Origin of the sequence: Lacimicrobium alkaliphilum (assembly GCF_002591895.1) — a bacterium.
Classification (GTDB): domain Bacteria; phylum Pseudomonadota; class Gammaproteobacteria; order Enterobacterales; family Alteromonadaceae; genus Lacimicrobium; species Lacimicrobium alkaliphilum.
On the sequence record NZ_NISX01000005.1, the window covers coordinates 93,841 to 111,219 of the forward strand.

At 49.6% G+C, this 17,379-nt stretch carries 18 protein-coding genes and 1 tRNA gene; 5 read left to right on the forward strand and 14 right to left on the reverse strand.

Annotated elements, in window-relative coordinates; translation table 11 throughout:
* Positions 1 to 13: 13 nt before the first annotated feature.
* Positions 14 to 706 carry a tellurite resistance TerB family protein gene (locus CDA54_RS06435; RefSeq protein WP_099034169.1) on the reverse strand — a complete coding sequence of 231 codons (693 nt, stop codon included), beginning with the start codon at positions 704 to 706 and terminating at the stop codon, positions 14 to 16.
* Between the two features lie 180 nt (positions 707 to 886).
* On the opposite strand from CDA54_RS06435, the gene CDA54_RS06440 reads away from it, so the two are divergent.
* Both CDA54_RS06440 and CDA54_RS06445 read left to right on the forward strand, forming a co-directional pair.
* The gene (locus CDA54_RS06440; RefSeq protein ID WP_099034170.1) at positions 887 to 1,972 is read left to right on the forward strand and encodes a sulfite exporter TauE/SafE family protein; all 1,086 of its coding nucleotides are present in this window, start codon (positions 887 to 889) and stop codon (positions 1,970 to 1,972) included.
* A 159-nt stretch (positions 1,973 to 2,131) separates the two neighbouring features.
* Complete coding sequence (locus CDA54_RS06445) at positions 2,132 to 2,527, forward strand: DUF3718 domain-containing protein (RefSeq protein ID WP_229748103.1); 396 nt, start codon at positions 2,132 to 2,134, stop codon at positions 2,525 to 2,527.
* A gap of 52 nt (positions 2,528 to 2,579) precedes the next feature.
* On the opposite strand, the gene CDA54_RS06450 is transcribed toward CDA54_RS06445, so the two are convergent.
* Entirely contained in the window at positions 2,580 to 3,332 is a 753-nt protein-coding gene (locus CDA54_RS06450) for a substrate-binding periplasmic protein (RefSeq protein ID WP_180237130.1), read from the reverse strand.
* 106 nt (positions 3,333 to 3,438) lie between these two features.
* Between CDA54_RS06450 and CDA54_RS06455 the strand changes: the two genes are divergently transcribed.
* Both CDA54_RS06455 and CDA54_RS06460 read left to right on the forward strand, forming a co-directional pair.
* Positions 3,439 to 4,356 (forward strand): aminotransferase class IV, encoded by a 918-nt coding sequence (locus CDA54_RS06455; protein ID WP_099034173.1) that lies wholly within the window; start codon positions 3,439 to 3,441, stop codon positions 4,354 to 4,356.
* Positions 4,353 to 5,081, forward strand: a complete 729-nt coding sequence (locus CDA54_RS06460) for a sulfotransferase-like domain-containing protein (protein WP_099034174.1) — start codon at positions 4,353 to 4,355, stop codon at positions 5,079 to 5,081. The genes CDA54_RS06455 and CDA54_RS06460 overlap by 4 nt, the downstream gene beginning before the upstream one ends.
* Before the next feature lie 33 nt (positions 5,082 to 5,114).
* On the opposite strand, the gene CDA54_RS06465 is transcribed toward CDA54_RS06460, so the two are convergent.
* The 11 genes from CDA54_RS06465 to yoaA all read right to left on the reverse strand — a co-directional run bounded on the left by CDA54_RS06465 (position 5,115) and on the right by yoaA (position 15,433).
* Entirely contained in the window at positions 5,115 to 5,612 is a 498-nt protein-coding gene (locus tag CDA54_RS06465) for a YcgN family cysteine cluster protein (RefSeq protein ID WP_099034175.1), read from the reverse strand.
* A complete protein-coding gene (locus tag CDA54_RS06470) occupies positions 5,602 to 6,276 on the reverse strand; it encodes a fumarylacetoacetate hydrolase family protein (protein WP_099034176.1) in 675 nt (224 codons plus the stop codon). The genes CDA54_RS06465 and CDA54_RS06470 overlap by 11 nt, the downstream gene beginning before the upstream one ends.
* A complete protein-coding gene (locus tag CDA54_RS06475) occupies positions 6,276 to 7,244 on the reverse strand; it encodes a lytic murein transglycosylase (RefSeq protein WP_099034177.1) in 969 nt (322 codons plus the stop codon). The genes CDA54_RS06470 and CDA54_RS06475 overlap by 1 nt, the downstream gene beginning before the upstream one ends.
* Complete coding sequence (locus CDA54_RS06480; RefSeq protein ID WP_099034178.1) at positions 7,237 to 7,518, reverse strand: YcgL domain-containing protein; 282 nt, start codon at positions 7,516 to 7,518, stop codon at positions 7,237 to 7,239. Before CDA54_RS06480 ends, CDA54_RS06475 begins: the two co-directional genes overlap by 8 nt.
* 42 nt (positions 7,519 to 7,560) lie before the next feature.
* Positions 7,561 to 8,697, reverse strand: coding sequence for a ribonuclease D (gene rnd / locus CDA54_RS06485; protein WP_099034179.1), 1,137 nt, complete (start codon positions 8,695 to 8,697; stop codon positions 7,561 to 7,563).
* A 40-nt stretch (positions 8,698 to 8,737) separates the two neighbouring features.
* Positions 8,738 to 10,393 carry a long-chain-fatty-acid--CoA ligase FadD gene (fadD, locus tag CDA54_RS06490; RefSeq protein WP_099034180.1) on the reverse strand — a complete coding sequence of 552 codons (1,656 nt, stop codon included), beginning with the start codon at positions 10,391 to 10,393 and terminating at the stop codon, positions 8,738 to 8,740.
* A gap of 113 nt (positions 10,394 to 10,506) precedes the next feature.
* Complete coding sequence (locus CDA54_RS06495; RefSeq protein ID WP_229748102.1) at positions 10,507 to 11,361, reverse strand: alpha/beta fold hydrolase; 855 nt, start codon at positions 11,359 to 11,361, stop codon at positions 10,507 to 10,509.
* Between the two features lie 168 nt (positions 11,362 to 11,529).
* Entirely contained in the window at positions 11,530 to 12,234 is a 705-nt protein-coding gene (locus CDA54_RS06500; RefSeq protein ID WP_099034181.1) for a Slp family lipoprotein, read from the reverse strand.
* A 137-nt stretch (positions 12,235 to 12,371) separates the two neighbouring features.
* Positions 12,372 to 12,689 carry a hypothetical protein gene (locus tag CDA54_RS06505; RefSeq protein WP_099034182.1) on the reverse strand — a complete coding sequence of 106 codons (318 nt, stop codon included), beginning with the start codon at positions 12,687 to 12,689 and terminating at the stop codon, positions 12,372 to 12,374.
* Between the two features lie 72 nt (positions 12,690 to 12,761).
* Entirely contained in the window at positions 12,762 to 13,463 is a 702-nt protein-coding gene (gene tsaB / locus CDA54_RS06510) for a tRNA (adenosine(37)-N6)-threonylcarbamoyltransferase complex dimerization subunit type 1 TsaB (RefSeq protein ID WP_099034183.1), read from the reverse strand.
* A complete protein-coding gene (gene yoaA, locus CDA54_RS06515; RefSeq protein ID WP_229748101.1) occupies positions 13,460 to 15,433 on the reverse strand; it encodes a DNA repair helicase YoaA in 1,974 nt (657 codons plus the stop codon). Before yoaA ends, tsaB begins: the two co-directional genes overlap by 4 nt.
* 455 nt (positions 15,434 to 15,888) lie before the next feature.
* Between yoaA and CDA54_RS06525 the strand changes: the two genes are divergently transcribed.
* Positions 15,889 to 15,976 (forward strand) — tRNA-Ser (locus tag CDA54_RS06525).
* Positions 15,977 to 16,801: 825 nt separating this feature from the next.
* Here CDA54_RS06525 and CDA54_RS06535 read toward each other — a convergent pair.
* Positions 16,802 to 17,308, reverse strand: a complete 507-nt coding sequence (locus CDA54_RS06535) for a helix-turn-helix transcriptional regulator (protein WP_099034186.1) — start codon at positions 17,306 to 17,308, stop codon at positions 16,802 to 16,804.
* Positions 17,309 to 17,379 lie beyond the last annotated feature (71 nt).

Genomic DNA, 17,379 nt, shown 5'->3' on the forward strand with positions numbered 1-17,379 from the left:
GATGCTTGTTGGTCTATCGGGCAGATCGCAATGCCTCACCCGCCTGAGCATACAGTTCCTGTTGCAGGGCCGGATCCAGTCTCATTTGTCGGGCCAGTTCCTGCAGGTAGGTGCGTTCCATATAGTTTTGCTCATCAACCACCAGCAAACTGGCCAGATACATTTCTGCAGCGATTTCCGGGGTACTGGCAGCACTGGCGATTTCGGCCGGATCAAGGGGTTTAGCCAGCTCCAGTTGCAGCCATTGGCGGGTATCCTGCTGGTTATCGAGTTTGGCCATTTCTTCATTGATTAGCTGCCGCTCACGTTCATCGATATGTCCGTCTGATTTGGCCGCACCAATCAGTGCGCGTAAAATTGCCAGTGAATGTTGTTCGGCCTGCGCATCGGGCAGGCGATCAATAGTTTGTGGTTCAGCAGCCGGGTTATTCTGTTTCTGCTGGTAAGCAGAATAAGCTTTGTAAGCCACAACACCGAGCGCGGCGAGTCCGCCATAGGTAAGTACCTTACCACCCATTTTTCGCCCCTTTTTACTGCCCAGCAACAATCCCAGCGCGCCTCCCGTGACAGCGCCGCCGCCAAATCCGGACATCAGCCCCGATAACCCGCTTCCCTGCCCCTTCGTTGAGGTCTTCTGATCTTTCACCTGGCCAAGTAACTGGTCACCGGATTTCATTAACTGATCGAGCAATCCTTTTGTATTCATGAGTACCTCGCAGAACGTCTTTAATTAATGACAGAATAATTATGCCGCCGAACATTATCGTTTTCATGTCAATACGCCGGTATTTTGTAAAAGTTCTTTTTCGCTCCGACACTTATCATCGTGGCCTTTCTTTAAGGTCGCTGGTAAACTTTTACTCCCATTCAGCAGCAGTTGGCATCGATGACTTTTCATTCCCCTCCCAAACAATATTTATGGATATGGCTACTATGCTTAGGCGCTTTTTTCTGTGTCTGGCTGTATTTAGTTATCGGTCAGAATCTGTGGTCAGAGGCTGTGGCCCACTGGCCAATGGCCCTGGCGATGGCCATTGGCAGCTATGCGGCAGGATCCACGCCTATGGGGGGCGGCACCGTAGGTTTCCCGGTACTGGTATTATTATTCGACCTGCCTGCCAGCCTGGGGCGGGATTTCAGTTTCGCGATTCAGTCCATCGGTATGATCAGCGCCAGTATTTTTATTCTGTGCCGGCGCCAGCCGCTGGCCTGGGCTATTTTACAGGGTGCCATGTTGGGTGCCCTTATCGGTACGCCACTGGGAATATTCTTTATCGCTCCATATATTCCTGAGCTTTGGATCAAACTCACCTTTGCGGTGGTTTGGGCAAGTTTTGGTCTGCTGCATTTATACCGGCTAAGTGAAATAGCCGGGCATAGTGGTATGACGGAATTTGATGAGAACTGGGATTTTCGTCTTGGCCTGTGGGTAGGTCTGCTGGCCGGGGCCACCGTCGTCGCCGTCACCGGAGTAGGTATCGATATGGTGTTGTATACGGCGCTGGTATTGTTATGCCGCGCTGACCTGAAAATAGCCATCCCCTCTTCTGTGGTGATTATGGCCTATACCTCTGTGCTGGGCGTACTGGTGAAAACCACGCTGGGCGAGGGATTGCAGGCCGGCACCTTTGAAAACTGGCTGGCAGCAGCCCCGGTGGTGGCAATAGGTGCGCCGCTGGGTGTCTTTATTGTCGCCCGTATTGGTCGAAAACCCACACTGTTAGTGGTAGCAACGCTCTGCGTTGGCCAGTTTGTGTGGACTTTGTTTAACGAACAAAAAGTTCTTGGCATTCCCGGCATGCTGATATCACTGCTGGCTGTGGCAGTTTGTTTATGGGGCTTTGAGGGCCTGAGGCGCTGGGGCGCGAGGTTAGTTGGTGAGCAAACTGAAGAAAAAAGCCTTAAAAACCAACTCATTCCGGGCAAGCCCGAATCCGCAAATCCCCCCGGTAATAAGAGCTCAGCCCTTTAACCTAAAGGGCTGAGCGTATGCCACATTATTCCCTCACCGCATTATAAGTATTATTTCTTATACCAGGGTACAAAACTGCCCCCTGTTTGCCGCCGCTGCTTTTTCATACGATAGATTCCGTCAAGACAGTTACACTTTAAAAACTTAAGAGGCAATATTATGAAAAAGTCAGCAATCGCAATTATCACTACCCTTTCAGCTTTGGTTTTCGCTCCTGCAAGCTTTGCAGATATCAACGACGACCTGGCTAACATCTGCACTATCGTTAAAAACGATGACAAATCTGAACTGCGTAAAAAACTGCGTCAGGTTCAGAACGACTACAGACTGCGCCTGGGTGACTACTACACCGGCATCAGCTGTGGCGGTAGCAGCTTAATTCGTTACTCAATGGAGAACAGCTCTGTTGAGACTGGCACCTACATGATCAAGCGCATGAGCAAAACAGATCTGACCGGTGCCGAGAAAGACGGTATGGAACTGAAGCAATGGGCCGAGACCAACGGCCACCTGAGCACCGAAATCGGTCAGGAATTGTTATCACGTATCAGCTAAGTATTTGAAGCTTCTCCCTTTTTCCCAATCCCGCCACATGGCGGGATTTTTTTTATTCCGGGGTATCGTTGAGCTGATACTTCTCTGCCAATCTCTCTATGGTTAAATTCTGTTCCACCAAAAACAAGTCAAACTCTGCCAGCATTTCCAGCGCTTCAAGGGTGGATACGTGGTACCAGACACTGGACTGAGGCAAGTGTTCTGCCACCACCAGCATGTTTTCTAAGCCCAGCTCAGTAAGGTGATGCATGGCGACATGATATTCCACTTCAGCGGCATCAACCCTGCCTTTTAACGCCATCATCGCTGCAACACGGGTATTCTGTACTTCCACAAACTGATAATTATGCTGAGACTGGAGTGCCATCCATTTCGTTGGCGTAAAACCGCGGACAATTGACACGGATTTCACCTGCTCAAGACGGATTGTCTGAGCAGCCGGTAACACCAGCGCCACTCCTCTGTTCAATACCACAGGCTGGCTATAGTGACGCCCGTCATCTCCCTCACGTAATGCCTGCCATTTCGGGTTGTCAGGATAAACAAAGTCCACCGAACGATGAATTTCTCTCGATAAACGCTTTACCGGCAGGGGCACAAATTCCAGTTCAATCTGATTTGCCTCAGCGAAGAGTCTGAACAGGTCACCGGCAAAACCGCGCAAGGTACCACTGGTGATGTCGTAGTGAGGGTAATGATTAATCGCCTGAACACCAATGGTCAGTTTCGGCTTTGTGACCGGTGGCGCAGCGAAAGACAGCCAGCTAACAGTAAGCAGTCCTGCCAGACAAATCACCTGGCGCAAATTTTTCTCCTGCAGTGGTCACAACACTAAAAACTATGCGACATTAAACAACACCATACCAATACAGTAAGTTACGCTGAGTATATTGCAACTTTAGGGAGCAGATATGGGCAAAGGTACACACGAATATCAGGATGATCCCAGAAATGAGAATATTCTGATCAATATCAATGGCGAGTTGCTACCGCGTCAGGAAGCCAAAATATCGGTGTTTGACAGTGGCTTTATTCTTGGTGACGGGGTCTGGGAAGGGATCCGGTTACATCAGGGAAATCTGGCTTTTATCAACCAGCATATGAAAAGACTTTATGACGGTGCCAAAGCGCTGGATATGGACATTGGCATCAGCCAGCAAGAGATGGTCGAACGTATTAAACGCACCTGCGATGCCAACGACATGCATGATGGTGTTCATATTCGTTTAATGGTCACCCGGGGTATTAAAGCCACTCCTTATCAGGATCCACGGATGACCGTCGGCGGAGCAACCATCGTCATTATTGCCGAATTTAAAACACCGCTGGTACAGCCTGATTTTGCCGGAATTCGTTTATTTACCAGCCACGTGCGCCGCGGGTATCCCGATGTTCAGGATCCCAAACTCAATACGCACTCCAAACTGAATTGCATCTTTGCCTGCATTCAGGCCGCGAAAGCCGGTGCTGACGAGTCATTGATGCTGGATCCTCACGGTTTTGTAGCCACCTGCAATTCCACACACTTCTTTATCATCCGTGAAGGTGAAGTGTGGACCTCAAGTGGCGACTATTGTCTGGATGGCATTACCCGGCGCAATGTCATCAACCTGTGCAAACAACACCAGATACCGGTGTATGAGAAAAACTTTAGCCTGTCTGAAGTGTATGGCGCGGAAGAAGCCTTTGTCACAGGCACGTTCGCCGGATTGACGCCAGTGCGTGAAGTAGACGGGCGTCAGATTGGTAATCGGCAGTACCCCCTTATAAAACAGTTACAGCAGCATTATCTGAGTATGATCGAACAACAACATGGGAGCAGCCTATGACAATACGGATCGCCATGTGGTCAGGACCACGCAACATCTCTACCGCCATGATGAGAAGCTGGGAGAACCGTCCGGATACAGAAGTGGTGGATGAACCCTTTTATGCCAGCTTTTTAAATCAGACCGGGGCCGTTCACCCTCACCAGGATGAAATACTGGCGGCACAGAGCAGCGATTTCGATGCCGTTGCCCGCGAATTAAGTCAGGGGCCGGTATCTTCGGCGCTGCAATATCAAAAGCAAATGACCCATCATATTCCCGGGCAGGCAGATATGAGCTGGTGTGCTTCGTTACGCCATTGTTTTCTGATTCGTCATCCGGACAAAGTGGTAGACTCGTATTCCCGCAGCATGGGCCAGTGCAACGCAGCCGATATTGGTATCGAACGTCAGTACACTCTGTATCAACAACTATGTGAAATCAGCGCTCAGAAAATTCCGGTAGTGGACTCAGATGCACTCCTTCGCTCACCAGAACCCATGTTAAAAGCGATTTGTACGGCGCTTGGCGTTACCTTCTACCCGCAAATGCTCAAATGGCCAAAAGGAAAACGTGACGCAGACGGTGTTTGGGCACCTCACTGGTATCACTCTGTAGAAGACTCTGAAGGTTTCTCCCCGCCACGTGATAGCCTGCCAGAGCTGACTGAGCAACAAAAAGCCGTCGCTGAAAGTTGCATGCCGTATTACCTGAAAATGAAACAACGGGCACTGGAGCCGGAGTAGGGTTTTAGTACACAGAATCCGGACGCAGGGACGCTAATCCAGATCCTTAAGAGGCCAACTGACGATATAGTCTTCAAAATCGTCCAGCGAGTACTCGTCATCGGGCACCGTTTTTCCGCGCACCGAGATGCCAGCCTTGTGCATGGCTGATTTCTTGTTTTTATGCAACAACGGATGCCATGAGGGCAGCCCACGGCCTTCATAAATGCGCCGATAACTGCAACTTGGTGGCATAAAAAAGATGTCTTTGAGGTTCTCTTTGGTCAACTTGACGCAGTCCGGAACCAGTTGGGTGCGCTTTTCATACTGCGTGCACTGGCAGGTTTTGGTATTCAGTAAATGGCAGACAATATTGGTGTAATGCACTTCCTCACCAGGCTTAATTTCGGCTGTAGGCTCGCCCTCCCCCTCATCGTCTTCGATGAATTTCTGCAGACAGCACTTACCACACCCATCACACAGGGCTTCCCATTCCCTGTCGTTCATTTGCTCCAGCGTCTTATGTTCCCAGAACTTATCTTCAGTCACCATTAACCACCCTGGCTTTTGCCTCAATCACGCCTTCCAGCGTAGCCTCGAGCCGGTCTCCTGCATTTAAAGGGCCGACACCCTTTGGTGTGCCGGTAAGTACCAGGTCGCCGGGCAATAACGTAAAGCTCCGTGAAATCTCACAAATCAGCTCCAGAATCGGATGGATCATCATTTTTGTATTACCCTGCTGACGCACAGACTGATTAACCCGCAGAGTAAAATCGATATTCGTGCTGTCAGTGATGCCAGGGGCGGGCACAAATCCACTGACCGGACAACTGCCATCAAAAGCTTTGGCTCGTTCCCAAGGCTGCCCTTTAGCTTTAAGGTCACTCTGCACCTCGCGCAGAGTCAGATCCAGTGCCACCCCATATCCCCAGATAGCCGCCTGAGCCTGTTCAGCAGAAGCCTGGCTAAGGCGCTCTTTAATGAGCACCGCCACCTCTAATTCATTGTGGCACTCCCCCTGATCAGCAGGAATGACAATCTCTCCGGCAAAAGGCTGAAGCGAAGTTGAAGGTTTAATAAAAAGCAATGGCTTATCAGGTACTTCGTTATTCAGCTCGCGGATATGATCCATATAATTCCGCCCGACACAGACCACTTTACCTGCAGGCAAAGAAACAGGCTGCCCCTGATGATCCCGGTGCACATACTCTGCCATCAGTTCATCTCATTTTTGATGCGATCAGACAGATAGCCCACGGCACTGCCGAAATAAGTCGAACGATTCCAGTTCATCAGACTGTGAAAGTTTTTATATACGAGGAAAATACGGCCCTTTTCATCATCCGGCATGATCAGGCTGGCCTTGACATCACGTCCAGGCAGGTCGCTGCCATCATAGCGACGCACGCCAAGTGCCTGCCATTCAGACAATCTTTTCATCTTGCCTTTGTCCAGACCAGCAAGTGCATAATCGAATTCTTCAGGCAACGTCACCTGACGCCCCCAGGTGAGGCTGTCATCCCACCCCGCTGATTTGAGGTAGTTAGCGATAGAGGCAAAAACATCTGCCGGGTTCTGCCAGATATCTTTTTTACCGTCGCCGTCAAAATCATACGCATAGGCATTAAACGACGTCGGCATAAACTGGCTTTGCCCCATTGCGCCAGCCCAGGAGCCAAGAAACTGCTCTTTGCTGATGTGCCCCTCATCGAGGATTTTCAACGCTGCAAAAAGTTGCTTTTTGAATAGGGTTTCGCGGCGGCCTTCATAGGCCAGCGTTGCCAGTGCCGAGACAACCGGATAGTCACCCTGGATTCGGCCAAAATTACTCTCATTGCCCCACAGCGCTACGATAAACCGCGGTTGTACGCCAAACTTCTCACCGACCTGCTCCAGTACCTGCTGATGTTCCCGGTACTTCTCTGCGGCCTGCTTTACTTTCCAGTCCGGCACCCGGGTCGAAAGATACTTATCCAATGTCAGTTTAAACTCCGGCTGATTTTTATCAGAACTGACTGCCCGCTCATAAAATTTAATATCTGCAAATGCCTGTTCAACAAAGTCTGCTGTGTAGCCTTTCTCGATGGCCTCCTGTTTCAGTGACGCCACGTACTCGTCAAAACTGGGTTTAGCGGCGACACCGGTACTGAGGATGAGGGCCAGTACGCATAAGACTCTAGTCATTGAGGGGCTCCTGTTGCTGTTTATATTGCGCCAACAGGTTTTCCTGTGGCGGCGGAAGTTGTAAATAATAACCCTGGCCCTGCAGCGCTTCCATCACCTTCTGAGGATTGCTGATGGCCAGTTTAGTTTCGGCTTTGAGTTCAATGATCATAGCAAGCTGAGGCTGACCAAAGCTTTGCATTAACGGCTCTGGTACAGAGGAAAAGTCATCTCGTTTACCGACAAACAGATAGGTCTGCTCTTTTCTGTTGCTTTTGTAAATGGCGCACAACATGCTGGGTGGGGATCTCCGGTTTGGTTGGTTAGTGTTTTACCATCAGTTAGCAGGTAAAATACGGTCAATGCCATCCTTCAGTAAAGGCGCTCGCCAACCACTAATCAAATCTGGTTTCAGGCCCATTAGTTTACTCTCATCTAACTCAAACCACAGCCACTTGAGCAATTGATTGATCTGTTTTTTTGACCCTAACATCTCAACCGGCAGGCCATTTTGCTGTGCGACTTTCACACACAGATCACGCAAGGCTTTACTGGTTTTCTTGTAGGCGGGAAAATCGACTAGCCTCTCCACGTGAGCAGGATAGTGCTCTGGCGGTAATGACAAGGCCTGACTGATAACGTTTATCAGGCTATCGCCATGGCGGCGAATATCCTGAGGCATCAGATCAGTGATGCCATGTAGCGCATTTTTTGAGCCCGGCTGACGCCTGGCCAGTTCCAACATGGCTTGCTCTTTGAGCACAAAGTTCAGGGCGATATCCCGCTCTCTTGCGGTCTGTAGCCGCCAACTGGCGAGACGCTTCAGCACCAGCAATGCCCTGCCCTTTAATTGCCAGTTATTTTTGACCGTCAGATAAGCGCATTCCAATGGCAGTACAGCCTGCTTTTTAGCGATAACCTGCAACACCTCGGCAAACACCCAGGCCGTTTTCTGTTGCTGCTCTATTTGCTCCGCCAGTTGCGGATAAAGGTTAAACAGATACAACACATCATTGGCCGCATAGTGCAGCTGCTGCTGGCTCAAAGGTCTGGCTAACCAGTCGGTACGAGACTCCCCTTTGTCCAGTATTACCCCTGACATCTCCTCCACCAGCTTTGCATAGCCCAGCGAAGAGCCCATATTCAGCATGGCTGCCGCCACCTGGGTATCAAAAACCCGGGTTGGAACAATCCCCATTGCAGACCAGAAGGTTTCCAAATCTTCAGAGCAGGCATGCAATACCGTAATGATGCTCTCATTGGTCAGCAAATTCTTGAGTGGCGTAAGATCGCTAATCGCCACAGGGTCCACCAGTGCCAATTGCTCACCATCATACAGCTGAACCAGCCCGAGTCTGGGGTACAGGGTGCGTGTTCGCACAAACTCCGTATCAACAGCAATGAAGGACTTCAGCGAAGCCTGACGGCAGTAATCCGCCAGCTCCTGTTCACTCTCGATAAACTGATACTGCATCTGTTTAAAATGAAAAAACCGGCGGGTGCCGGCTTTTCGACTACTCCCTTAATTCTCTTCTGAGGATTTTGCCTACGTTTGTTTTTGGCAACTCATCACGAAACTCAACCTGTTTAGGTACTTTATACCCGGTGAGATGCTTACGGCAATGGGCAATCAACGTTTCTTCGGTCAGTGATGCGTCTTTTTTTACCACAAAGAGTTTAACTGCTTCACCAGTAGCCTCGTTGGGCACACCCACTGCGGCAACTTCAGTAACGCCATCGTGCATAGCCGCCACTTCTTCAATTTCATTAGGGAAAACATTAAACCCGGACACCAGAATCATGTCTTTTTTACGGTCAACAATAAAGAAACACCCTTTTTCGTCCATGCGGGCAATATCCCCGGTGGCCAGCCAGCCGTCATTCAGTACTTCCTTTGTCGCCTCTTCACGGTTGAGATACCCTTTCATTACCTGAGGCCCTTTGACATACAGTTCGCCCGGCTCACCGGGTGGCACGACATTGCCGTCTTCATCCACCAGCTTAACATCCGTAGAAGGGACCGGCATACCGATAGAGCCAGTGTATTCAGGGGTTATAGTTGGGTAATTGATACTGACCACCGGGCAACATTCAGTAAGACCGTAACCTTCCAGCAGAACATGGCCGGTAACCTTCTGCCATTTTTCTGCAACCGGCCGCTGTACAGCCATACCGCCGCCCAGAGCAAACTTGAAATTACTGAAGTCGAGATCTTTAAACCCGGGGGTATTGAGCAAACCATTAAACAGAGTATTAACGCCGGTTAGCACCGTGAACGGGTATTTCGCCAGCTCTTTAACAAAACCCGGCATATCACGGGGGTTGGTAATCAGCAGATTTTTACACCCATATTTCACAAAGGTCAGGCAATTCGCGGTCAGGGCGAAGATATGATAGAGCGGCAGCGCCGTAACCACCAGCTCTTCTGAATCAGTCATGACCGGTTCCAGAATCACCGAAATCTGCTCAAGATTCGCCACCATATTACGGTGTGTCAGCATGGCCCCTTTGGAAACGCCCGTGGTTCCTCCGGTATACTGCAAAAAGGCGATAGACTCACCACTCACATCAGGGCGGCTGTATTGCATGGATTTACCAGCGTGGATAGCCTCCATAAACCCCATGGTATTTGTCAGAGAAAAAGCGGGCACCATCTTCTTAACGTGCTTGATAACAAAGTTCACCAGCCAACGTTTAGGTGCCGACAGCATATCGCCCACCTGAGTCAGGAAGACTTTGTTAATTTTGGTTTCGCTAATCACTTTAGCCAGCGTATGGGCAAAGTTTTCAACAATCACGATGGCCTTAGCGTCAGAGTCATTTAACTGATGCTTGAGTTCCCTTGCAGTATAAAGAGGGTTTACATTAACCACCGTCAGGCCCGCCCTCAGAACACCGAAGATGGCAACGGGGTTTTGCAACAAATTGGGCATCATGATGGCAACCGAATCACCTTTTTTCAGCCCCATATTCTGCAGATAGGCGGCAAACTGGAGAGTATAACTATCTAGTTCGGCATAGGTGATCTCTTTGCCCATATTGATAAAGGCGACTTTATCGGCATATTTTTTCACTGATTGTTCAAAAATATCAATGATCGACGAATAGTGATCTGCATCGATGTCGGCAGGGATATCAGCAGGATAATGCTCTAGCCAAGTCTTTTCCACAATGCCTCCTGAGGGCTCTTATCGTTATTATGGTGAACCTGTTGTTATTTTAACCACTTTTTAACAAGGGGTCTGACCACTATAGTAGCCAAAGCCTTAGCAAAGATAAATGACTAATCTAATGCACCATGCTCCCGCAGGAATGAAAGAAACTGTTGCGCCACCGGCTGCGGATTATCCATATGCAAATGGTGGCCACCTTCGCATTCAGCCACCTGCAGTTTTTCAACCAGTGATGCACGGCGCTGTTGATTAAGCCTGACTTTTTCAAAGCCTTTGCTGCCGGTAATCGACAGCACCGGGCAGACAATTTCACGGATAAAGGCAGTGGCCTGCTCTTCTGTCATTCTCAGCGATGAGATGGTTCTTAGCCTGCGGTCGGTTCGCCACTTCAGTTGTTGCCCATCCTCTGCCAGATTGCGTTGCACCAGTAATCTTGCCGACTCGCGCGCCAAATCACCGGCCATCATGCGGGCCGTCGTAGCGCGTTCCAGTGATGGCGGGTGTCTGGCTTCTTTATTGTCGATTTCGATGCGACTGATGACCGACTCACGCAGCTGGGTGGCGCTGCTTGTTGCCTCGCGGCTCAAAGGCCCAAAGGCTTCAATCGTCGTCAGCGTTTTAATGTGTTCCGGAAATGTAGCGGCATACAATGAACTGATAATTCCGCCAAGAGAATGCCCCAGCAGATGAAACTCATTCCAGCCCAGAGATTGAGTAAGCTCATAAATATCCTGGATCCAGTCAGGAAGATGATAGTGCGCATCGGCGCTGCGATGGGCTGAATGGCCATGACCGGTTAAATCTACTGCGACTAAATCGATACATTCAAGGTGCTCAGCTAATGGAATGAAGCTCGCACTATTATCAAGCCACCCATGTAACGCCAGGACTTTGGCCCCTTGTGGATCACCAAATCGCTGACCACTGAGACGCAAATGGCGTAATTGAAAGGAAAGCTCAGTCATCAGAACCCCGTTTGAAGATAAAAACTGACCATAAGGATTTCCTCTGACAGATGCAACTGGGTTTAGCCCTCTACCAGCCCCCATAACAGAAACAAAAAAGCGGCAATTAATTGCCGCTTTTTATCACCACTTTGCCTTGCTGGCTTATTTGAACGGCAATTTTTTGCCTCAGTGGCGCTGTATATTACCCATATCTCTGTTGGTATTTTGCCTCGGCTGCGGCCTTGCAGGCCTTTGCGCGCGCGCCGGAGATGGAGAGCGATTCGCTTTGGGTCTGCTGTTATTCACTGAACCCGATGAAGGCACAATGTTCCCTTTTGAGTTTTTAGAGCGAATGATCACTCGCTGGTGATAGGGCCATAAATGCCAACCGTACCAGGAAGAGTAATAGCCGGGCCAGGTTCCCATACCCACTCCGAAACCAGAGACACTGACTCGGTCAATGTTCTTCCACATGTGATATCCGCTGGCATTGACTACGGGAAAAACATATTCATGTTCACCCACCGAACCTGATTCGCTGCCACCTGCTTCACCAATTACGGTCAGTAAACGGCCCGCTTTGTACACCATAGGATCAACAAAGCCATCGATATAAACCCTGAACCGACCAGCACTGTCATCACTGGTTATGGGACGGCCATAGCTTTTGAGGGGGTAAGACAATACCTCCAGACGGGTATTTTGTTTCAGATTATCCACTCTGGCAATTACGCCGCCCCAGCGCACCTTGGCGCCGCGAGTCTGCTCAGGGCTGGCTGACACTTGCTGATAGCTCAGCAAATTACTCTCATCTTCAAGCTGTATGGGCTCGGGAATCGTAGAGCACCCCGCCATTCCCAGCACCATAGCTACAATTAAAAGTCGCTTCATACTTACTCCTTAAAACTTCCATTCCCCGGAATTTAGATTAACACAATCGTTAAGGATCATTATGTGCGTTTAAACTGAATCTATACTGAATTAGATCAGATGAAGTCCATTAACGAATAGCCAGTGAAGTCATATCTTTAAACATATGTGTCGATGCCCATAGACTGCTGAATCTGTTCTCTGGCCTGCAACCTGGAAAGGCTCTGGTAGGCATCAATGGCCTGGCGATTGCGGGGTTCTGGCTGATCATAAAACTGCTTTTGCTGATCACGATATCGGTCTGCCTGAACCTGAGACTCTTCACTACCCTGGCGGATAACGGTTTGTGAACGGGGAAGTTCTGTTGGGGCATTGTCCTGCTGCTGGCGCGGGTTGGCCTCCCGCGGTGTTTCTTTAATCGCAGGATTAACAATCAGACCTTGTTGTGATGCAACTAAGGAAGATTCTATTTCCACTGTATTTCCATCAAGAGGACCAGCCAACTACAACAGCATAGCTTATCAAAAACCCTGCAAAAATCGATCCTGTTATCTGCCGGGCAACTTTTTCCAGGTAACCTTATCACGCAGGTAAACGGGTTGTGCCTTATCAGCTGCTACCGCTTCCCCTCTGCTAAATGCAGCCTGAGCCAGGGGCAGCATATAGCGGGCTTTTGGGTACAATATGTCGTTATCCGGGTGCACATTCTGCAACTCGGCAAGTTCAGGATAAGCCGACCAGCCGGTACCCACACCACACCACCTTTTGCTGTCATCCTTTAGCAGTTCAATCGCCTCAGCGGGGGGCAACACCCGTTCCTGATGGTGCAGCTGTGCTATGCCCTCACTGGCCTGGTAGCATCCCAGATAGATTTCCCCCATACGTGCATCAATAGCCGTAGCGATACACTCCTGATTATTGTCCATCAATGCTTGTTGTGCCATGGCCGCCAACGTGGAAATTCCGACAACCGGCAACCCGGCACCCAAAGCCAGGCCCTGCACCATTCCCGTGGCGATACGCACGCCGGTGAAGCTACCGGGGCCACGGCCAAAGGCCAGAAGATTAAAGTCCTTAAGGCTCATCTGCGCCTGGGACAATAACTGCTCGACCATGGGCAATAATCTCTGGCTGTGCTGCTGCGGGCAAAACTCAAACAGTTCAGCAATTTCTTCCTGTTCGGTTCCACTATTGACACTTAGGGCAACAGAGCAGCCTTCGGTGGCCGTATCAATAACCAGAATATTCATAATTTGTGAGTCTCTTGTTGTGCAGTTTTTTTAACAGACGGAGATTGTGGTGGTTGATTCTGCAGCTGCTGCAAAAACGATACGGCCTTCTCCAGAGTCCGGGTTCGTTGCATAGGCGGTAAACTGGCGAGAAAAATTCGTCCGTAATCACGGGTGACCAGACGATTATCGCAAATTACCAATACACCTTTATCTGACATGTCACGAATCAGTCGGCCGGCCCCCTGTTTCAGAGCAATAACAGCCCTGGGGATCTGAATCTGCGCGAAGGGGTTACCGCCATGTTTCTTACAATCGTTAATTTTTGCCTCCAGCAACGGATCATCCGGGGCGGCAAAGGGTAGCTTGTCGATCAATACACATGTCAGATCGCTCCCTCTTACATCCACCCCCTCCCAAAAGGCACTGGTACCGAGCAGCACACCATTGCCAGAAGAAAGGTATTCTTCAAGCAGGGCACCTTTGCTGGTGCTGCCTTGCACCAGTATTGGATTGTCAATCTGCTGCTCCAGTATCTGAGCCACCTGGCGCAACATAAAATGGCTGGTAAACAGTAAAAAGCAGCGGCCTTGACTGGCTTTGATCAACTCCAGTGACACGTTAACCAGCGCCTCACTGCGATCCTTAGCCGTCGGCTCAGGTAAGTATCGGGGTACACACAACAGCGCCTGCTGCTGATAATCAAAGGGGCTCTCCAGTCCCAGTGTACGCGCCTGCTTTAATCCCATCTGGCCGGTAAAGTGCTCAAAGCCACCATCCACCATCAAAGTGGCCGAGGTAAATATCCAGCTGCGTTTCGGGGTTTCAATATAATCAGCAAAGCGCTGGGCAATAGATAGCGGTGTAAGATGCAAAATAATATGCCTGGGTGTCGTTTCATACCAAAGGCTGACCCCTTGCTGCCCGGTATCAGTCAGTCTCGCCAGACGCCCTCTGGCCTGTACACAACGTTCATAGACACTGTCGAGATCTTTATCCCGGCCGAGATGCACTTTTAACACCTCATACACCAGGTTCAATGCATCGCTTAACCGGCTAATCTGGTTCTGCACCGTATCTGTCATCAGGGCCTGTTGCCAGTTGCCCTTTTGTGGTTGCTGCGGAAACTGCAGGCGTAAATCCATAGCGCTGACCCGCAGTTTTTCTGCTGCTTTGCTAAGCTGTCCGGCATCTTTGAGCTTGGTACGGTAGACCATCTCCATATCAGATCCCATATCGGCCAGTTGACGGCTGGACAGCGCTTCACCGAAATATTCACTGGCAATATCCGGTATCTGATGCGCCTCATCAAACAGCACCACATGCGCCTCCGGAATCAGTTCACCAAAACCGGTATCTTTAAGCGCCATATCAGCGAAAAACAAATGATGATTGACCACCACCATATCTGCATCCAGTGCGTTGCGCCTGGCTTTTACCAGATAACAATCATCGTAGTCAGGACAGTCTTTACCCAGACAGTTATCTACGGTAGACGTTACAAAGGGCAGTACCTTGGCATCTTCTGGCAGGCTCTTGAGTTCACCCATGTCACCGCTTTTTGTACTGTTTGCCCAGTCTCTGACCTGGCTTAGCTGATGCAGGGTTTGCTTTTCAAACACGGTGGAATTTCCGCCATGCTGAGCCAGGCGATGCAAACACAGATAATTAGCGCGGCCTTTCAATAAAACCGATTTTTTGTTGCTGCCCAGAGCCTGTTTAACAATGGGAAGGTCGCGATGAAACAATTGTTCCTGAAGGTTTTTGGTACCGGTAGAAACAATAACCTTTTTATCACTGGCCAGTGCCGGTACCAGATAAGCAAAGGTCTTACCCGTTCCGGTGCCCGCCTCGACCACAAGTTGTGCCTTATCCTTTATCGCCTTTTCGACTGAGCTCGCCATTTCAGTTTGCTCCGCTCTTGGAACAAAGCCGCTGACCCGCTGAGACAGAGCTCCGTCGCTGGCAAAAATCTGTTTAACTGATGGCACGGGCTCTCCTGACTCGCCTTAATAACCGACGCAGTATAACAAAAGCGGATTCAACTGACTGCAATCCGGTAGCGAAAAGTAAGCGCAGAAACAGGTTCGTTGTCTATAAAGCCAACGAACTGGCAAGGTTATTGATTTTTTGCTTGATTAAGACGAATGAATTCCATACCATACGCGGCGCTCAAACGGCTCCATTAGAGACACAACGGAGCAACGAGCACGCCGCAGTGCTCCTGAAGACACTAAATAAATGTGACTTCAGTAAAATACGGCAGACAATAAGATTTAGGAGAGGTGTCCGAGTGGCTGACAAATTTGTCAGGAACAAATTTGGACATCCGCAGGATGGCCCGAAGGGCGCAGGGCAGGATGCCCGGAGCAACGAGCACGCCGTAGTGCTCCTGAAGACACTAAACAATGTGAATTCAGTAAAATACGGCAGACAATAAGATTTAGGAGAGGTGTCCGAGTGGCTGAAGGAGCACGCCTGGAAAGTGTGTATACGGCAACGTATCGAGGGTTCGAATCCCTCTCTCTCCGCCATATCAAATAAAAAAGCCCCAGCGCAGTTTGCTGGGGCTTTTTTGTTTGACCCGGTGACAGGAGGACCTGGTTCGAACCCTTCGGTTCGACCAAAATGTCGGGAACATTTTAGAACAGCCAAAGGCTGGCCCCGAAGGGGTGGAGGGCAGGGTGAGTCTGGATCGATGCGTAGCATCGCAGCCTGACGAACGCGAAGCCAGGATGGCGCAGCTGGACCAGAGAGCGAAGCAGGGATAGCGCAGCTGTATGGCCCGGAGTAATCCCTCCCGCAAGTTCAACCTCCACTGAATACAAACTACGCCGGGTTTTCTGCTTTTTGGCGTCCGGTCGCCAGCGTCCAGGGCTATCGCCAGTTTAATCACCAAAGTAGACTAATCCCCCGAATACTTTGCAAACTTTCGTCCAAATAATATACCAAGCACTATTCCCGCTGCCGCCCCAATCAACATTCCAATCAGTCCGAAATAAGCCACCTGCCCATAGATTACGCCTGTGACTGTGCCAATAGCTATTCCGGCAGCAAGACCGTAGCAACTAACCAGGGCAACTCCCTTACTTCGATGGTTTTTCCTTCCGCTCATTTTTCTCTCCCTGGCAGGTTCTTTATATACCGCTAATTTCGATATTGAACAGCAAACATAAAGTATAGTTGCCTGCATAAAGATCACCGATTTGCTCTGGGTCAGAAGCTCTCAGAACGGACTGAATAATTCTTTATATATTTCGTATATTCATCAAAGTCTATATACAACTCTAACATCATCCGACGGGCTTAGAATGCTATGACACTTTTGCAGGCAAACCACTTGAGTAAAGTCAGCAGTATCACGCTGCCTTGCTGTTCCCAATAAAGTCTTCCAGAAACCAGGCCGCCAGTTCATGACGCCCGTCTAATCCGGATTTGGCATACACAGAAGAGGCCTGCTGGCGCACAGTTTTCTCTTTGGTACTGCGAACAACAGAAATTTCCTGAAAATTCAGCCCTTTTAACATCAGCAATGCCACTTCTTTTTCGCTGTTAGTCAATTGCCACTGATGAAGTTGCTGTTGCACTGACTCACTGTACTGCTGGCGGGCTTTTTTCATGTCATCGGTCAGTTGCCCTATTTTCTGGTTTGACAGGGTCAATTCTTGTTTCAGCCGAAGCAAACGGCGTGAGCGATTATGCATTTCATAAATCAGATACAATGCCATTGCCCCTGAAATCAACACTATCAGCCCCTCAGAGACAATATGCCAGGTGGGCACGCCCAACTGGATATCAGTAAATACATCCATGGTATTCAGACCCATGATAATCAGTAAGACGGTCGCTACCACTTTATCTTTCACGCTTAACTTACCTATAAAATATGATTTACATAAAAAAAGTCATTGTTAGGACATCTGCCCGATGACGCTCC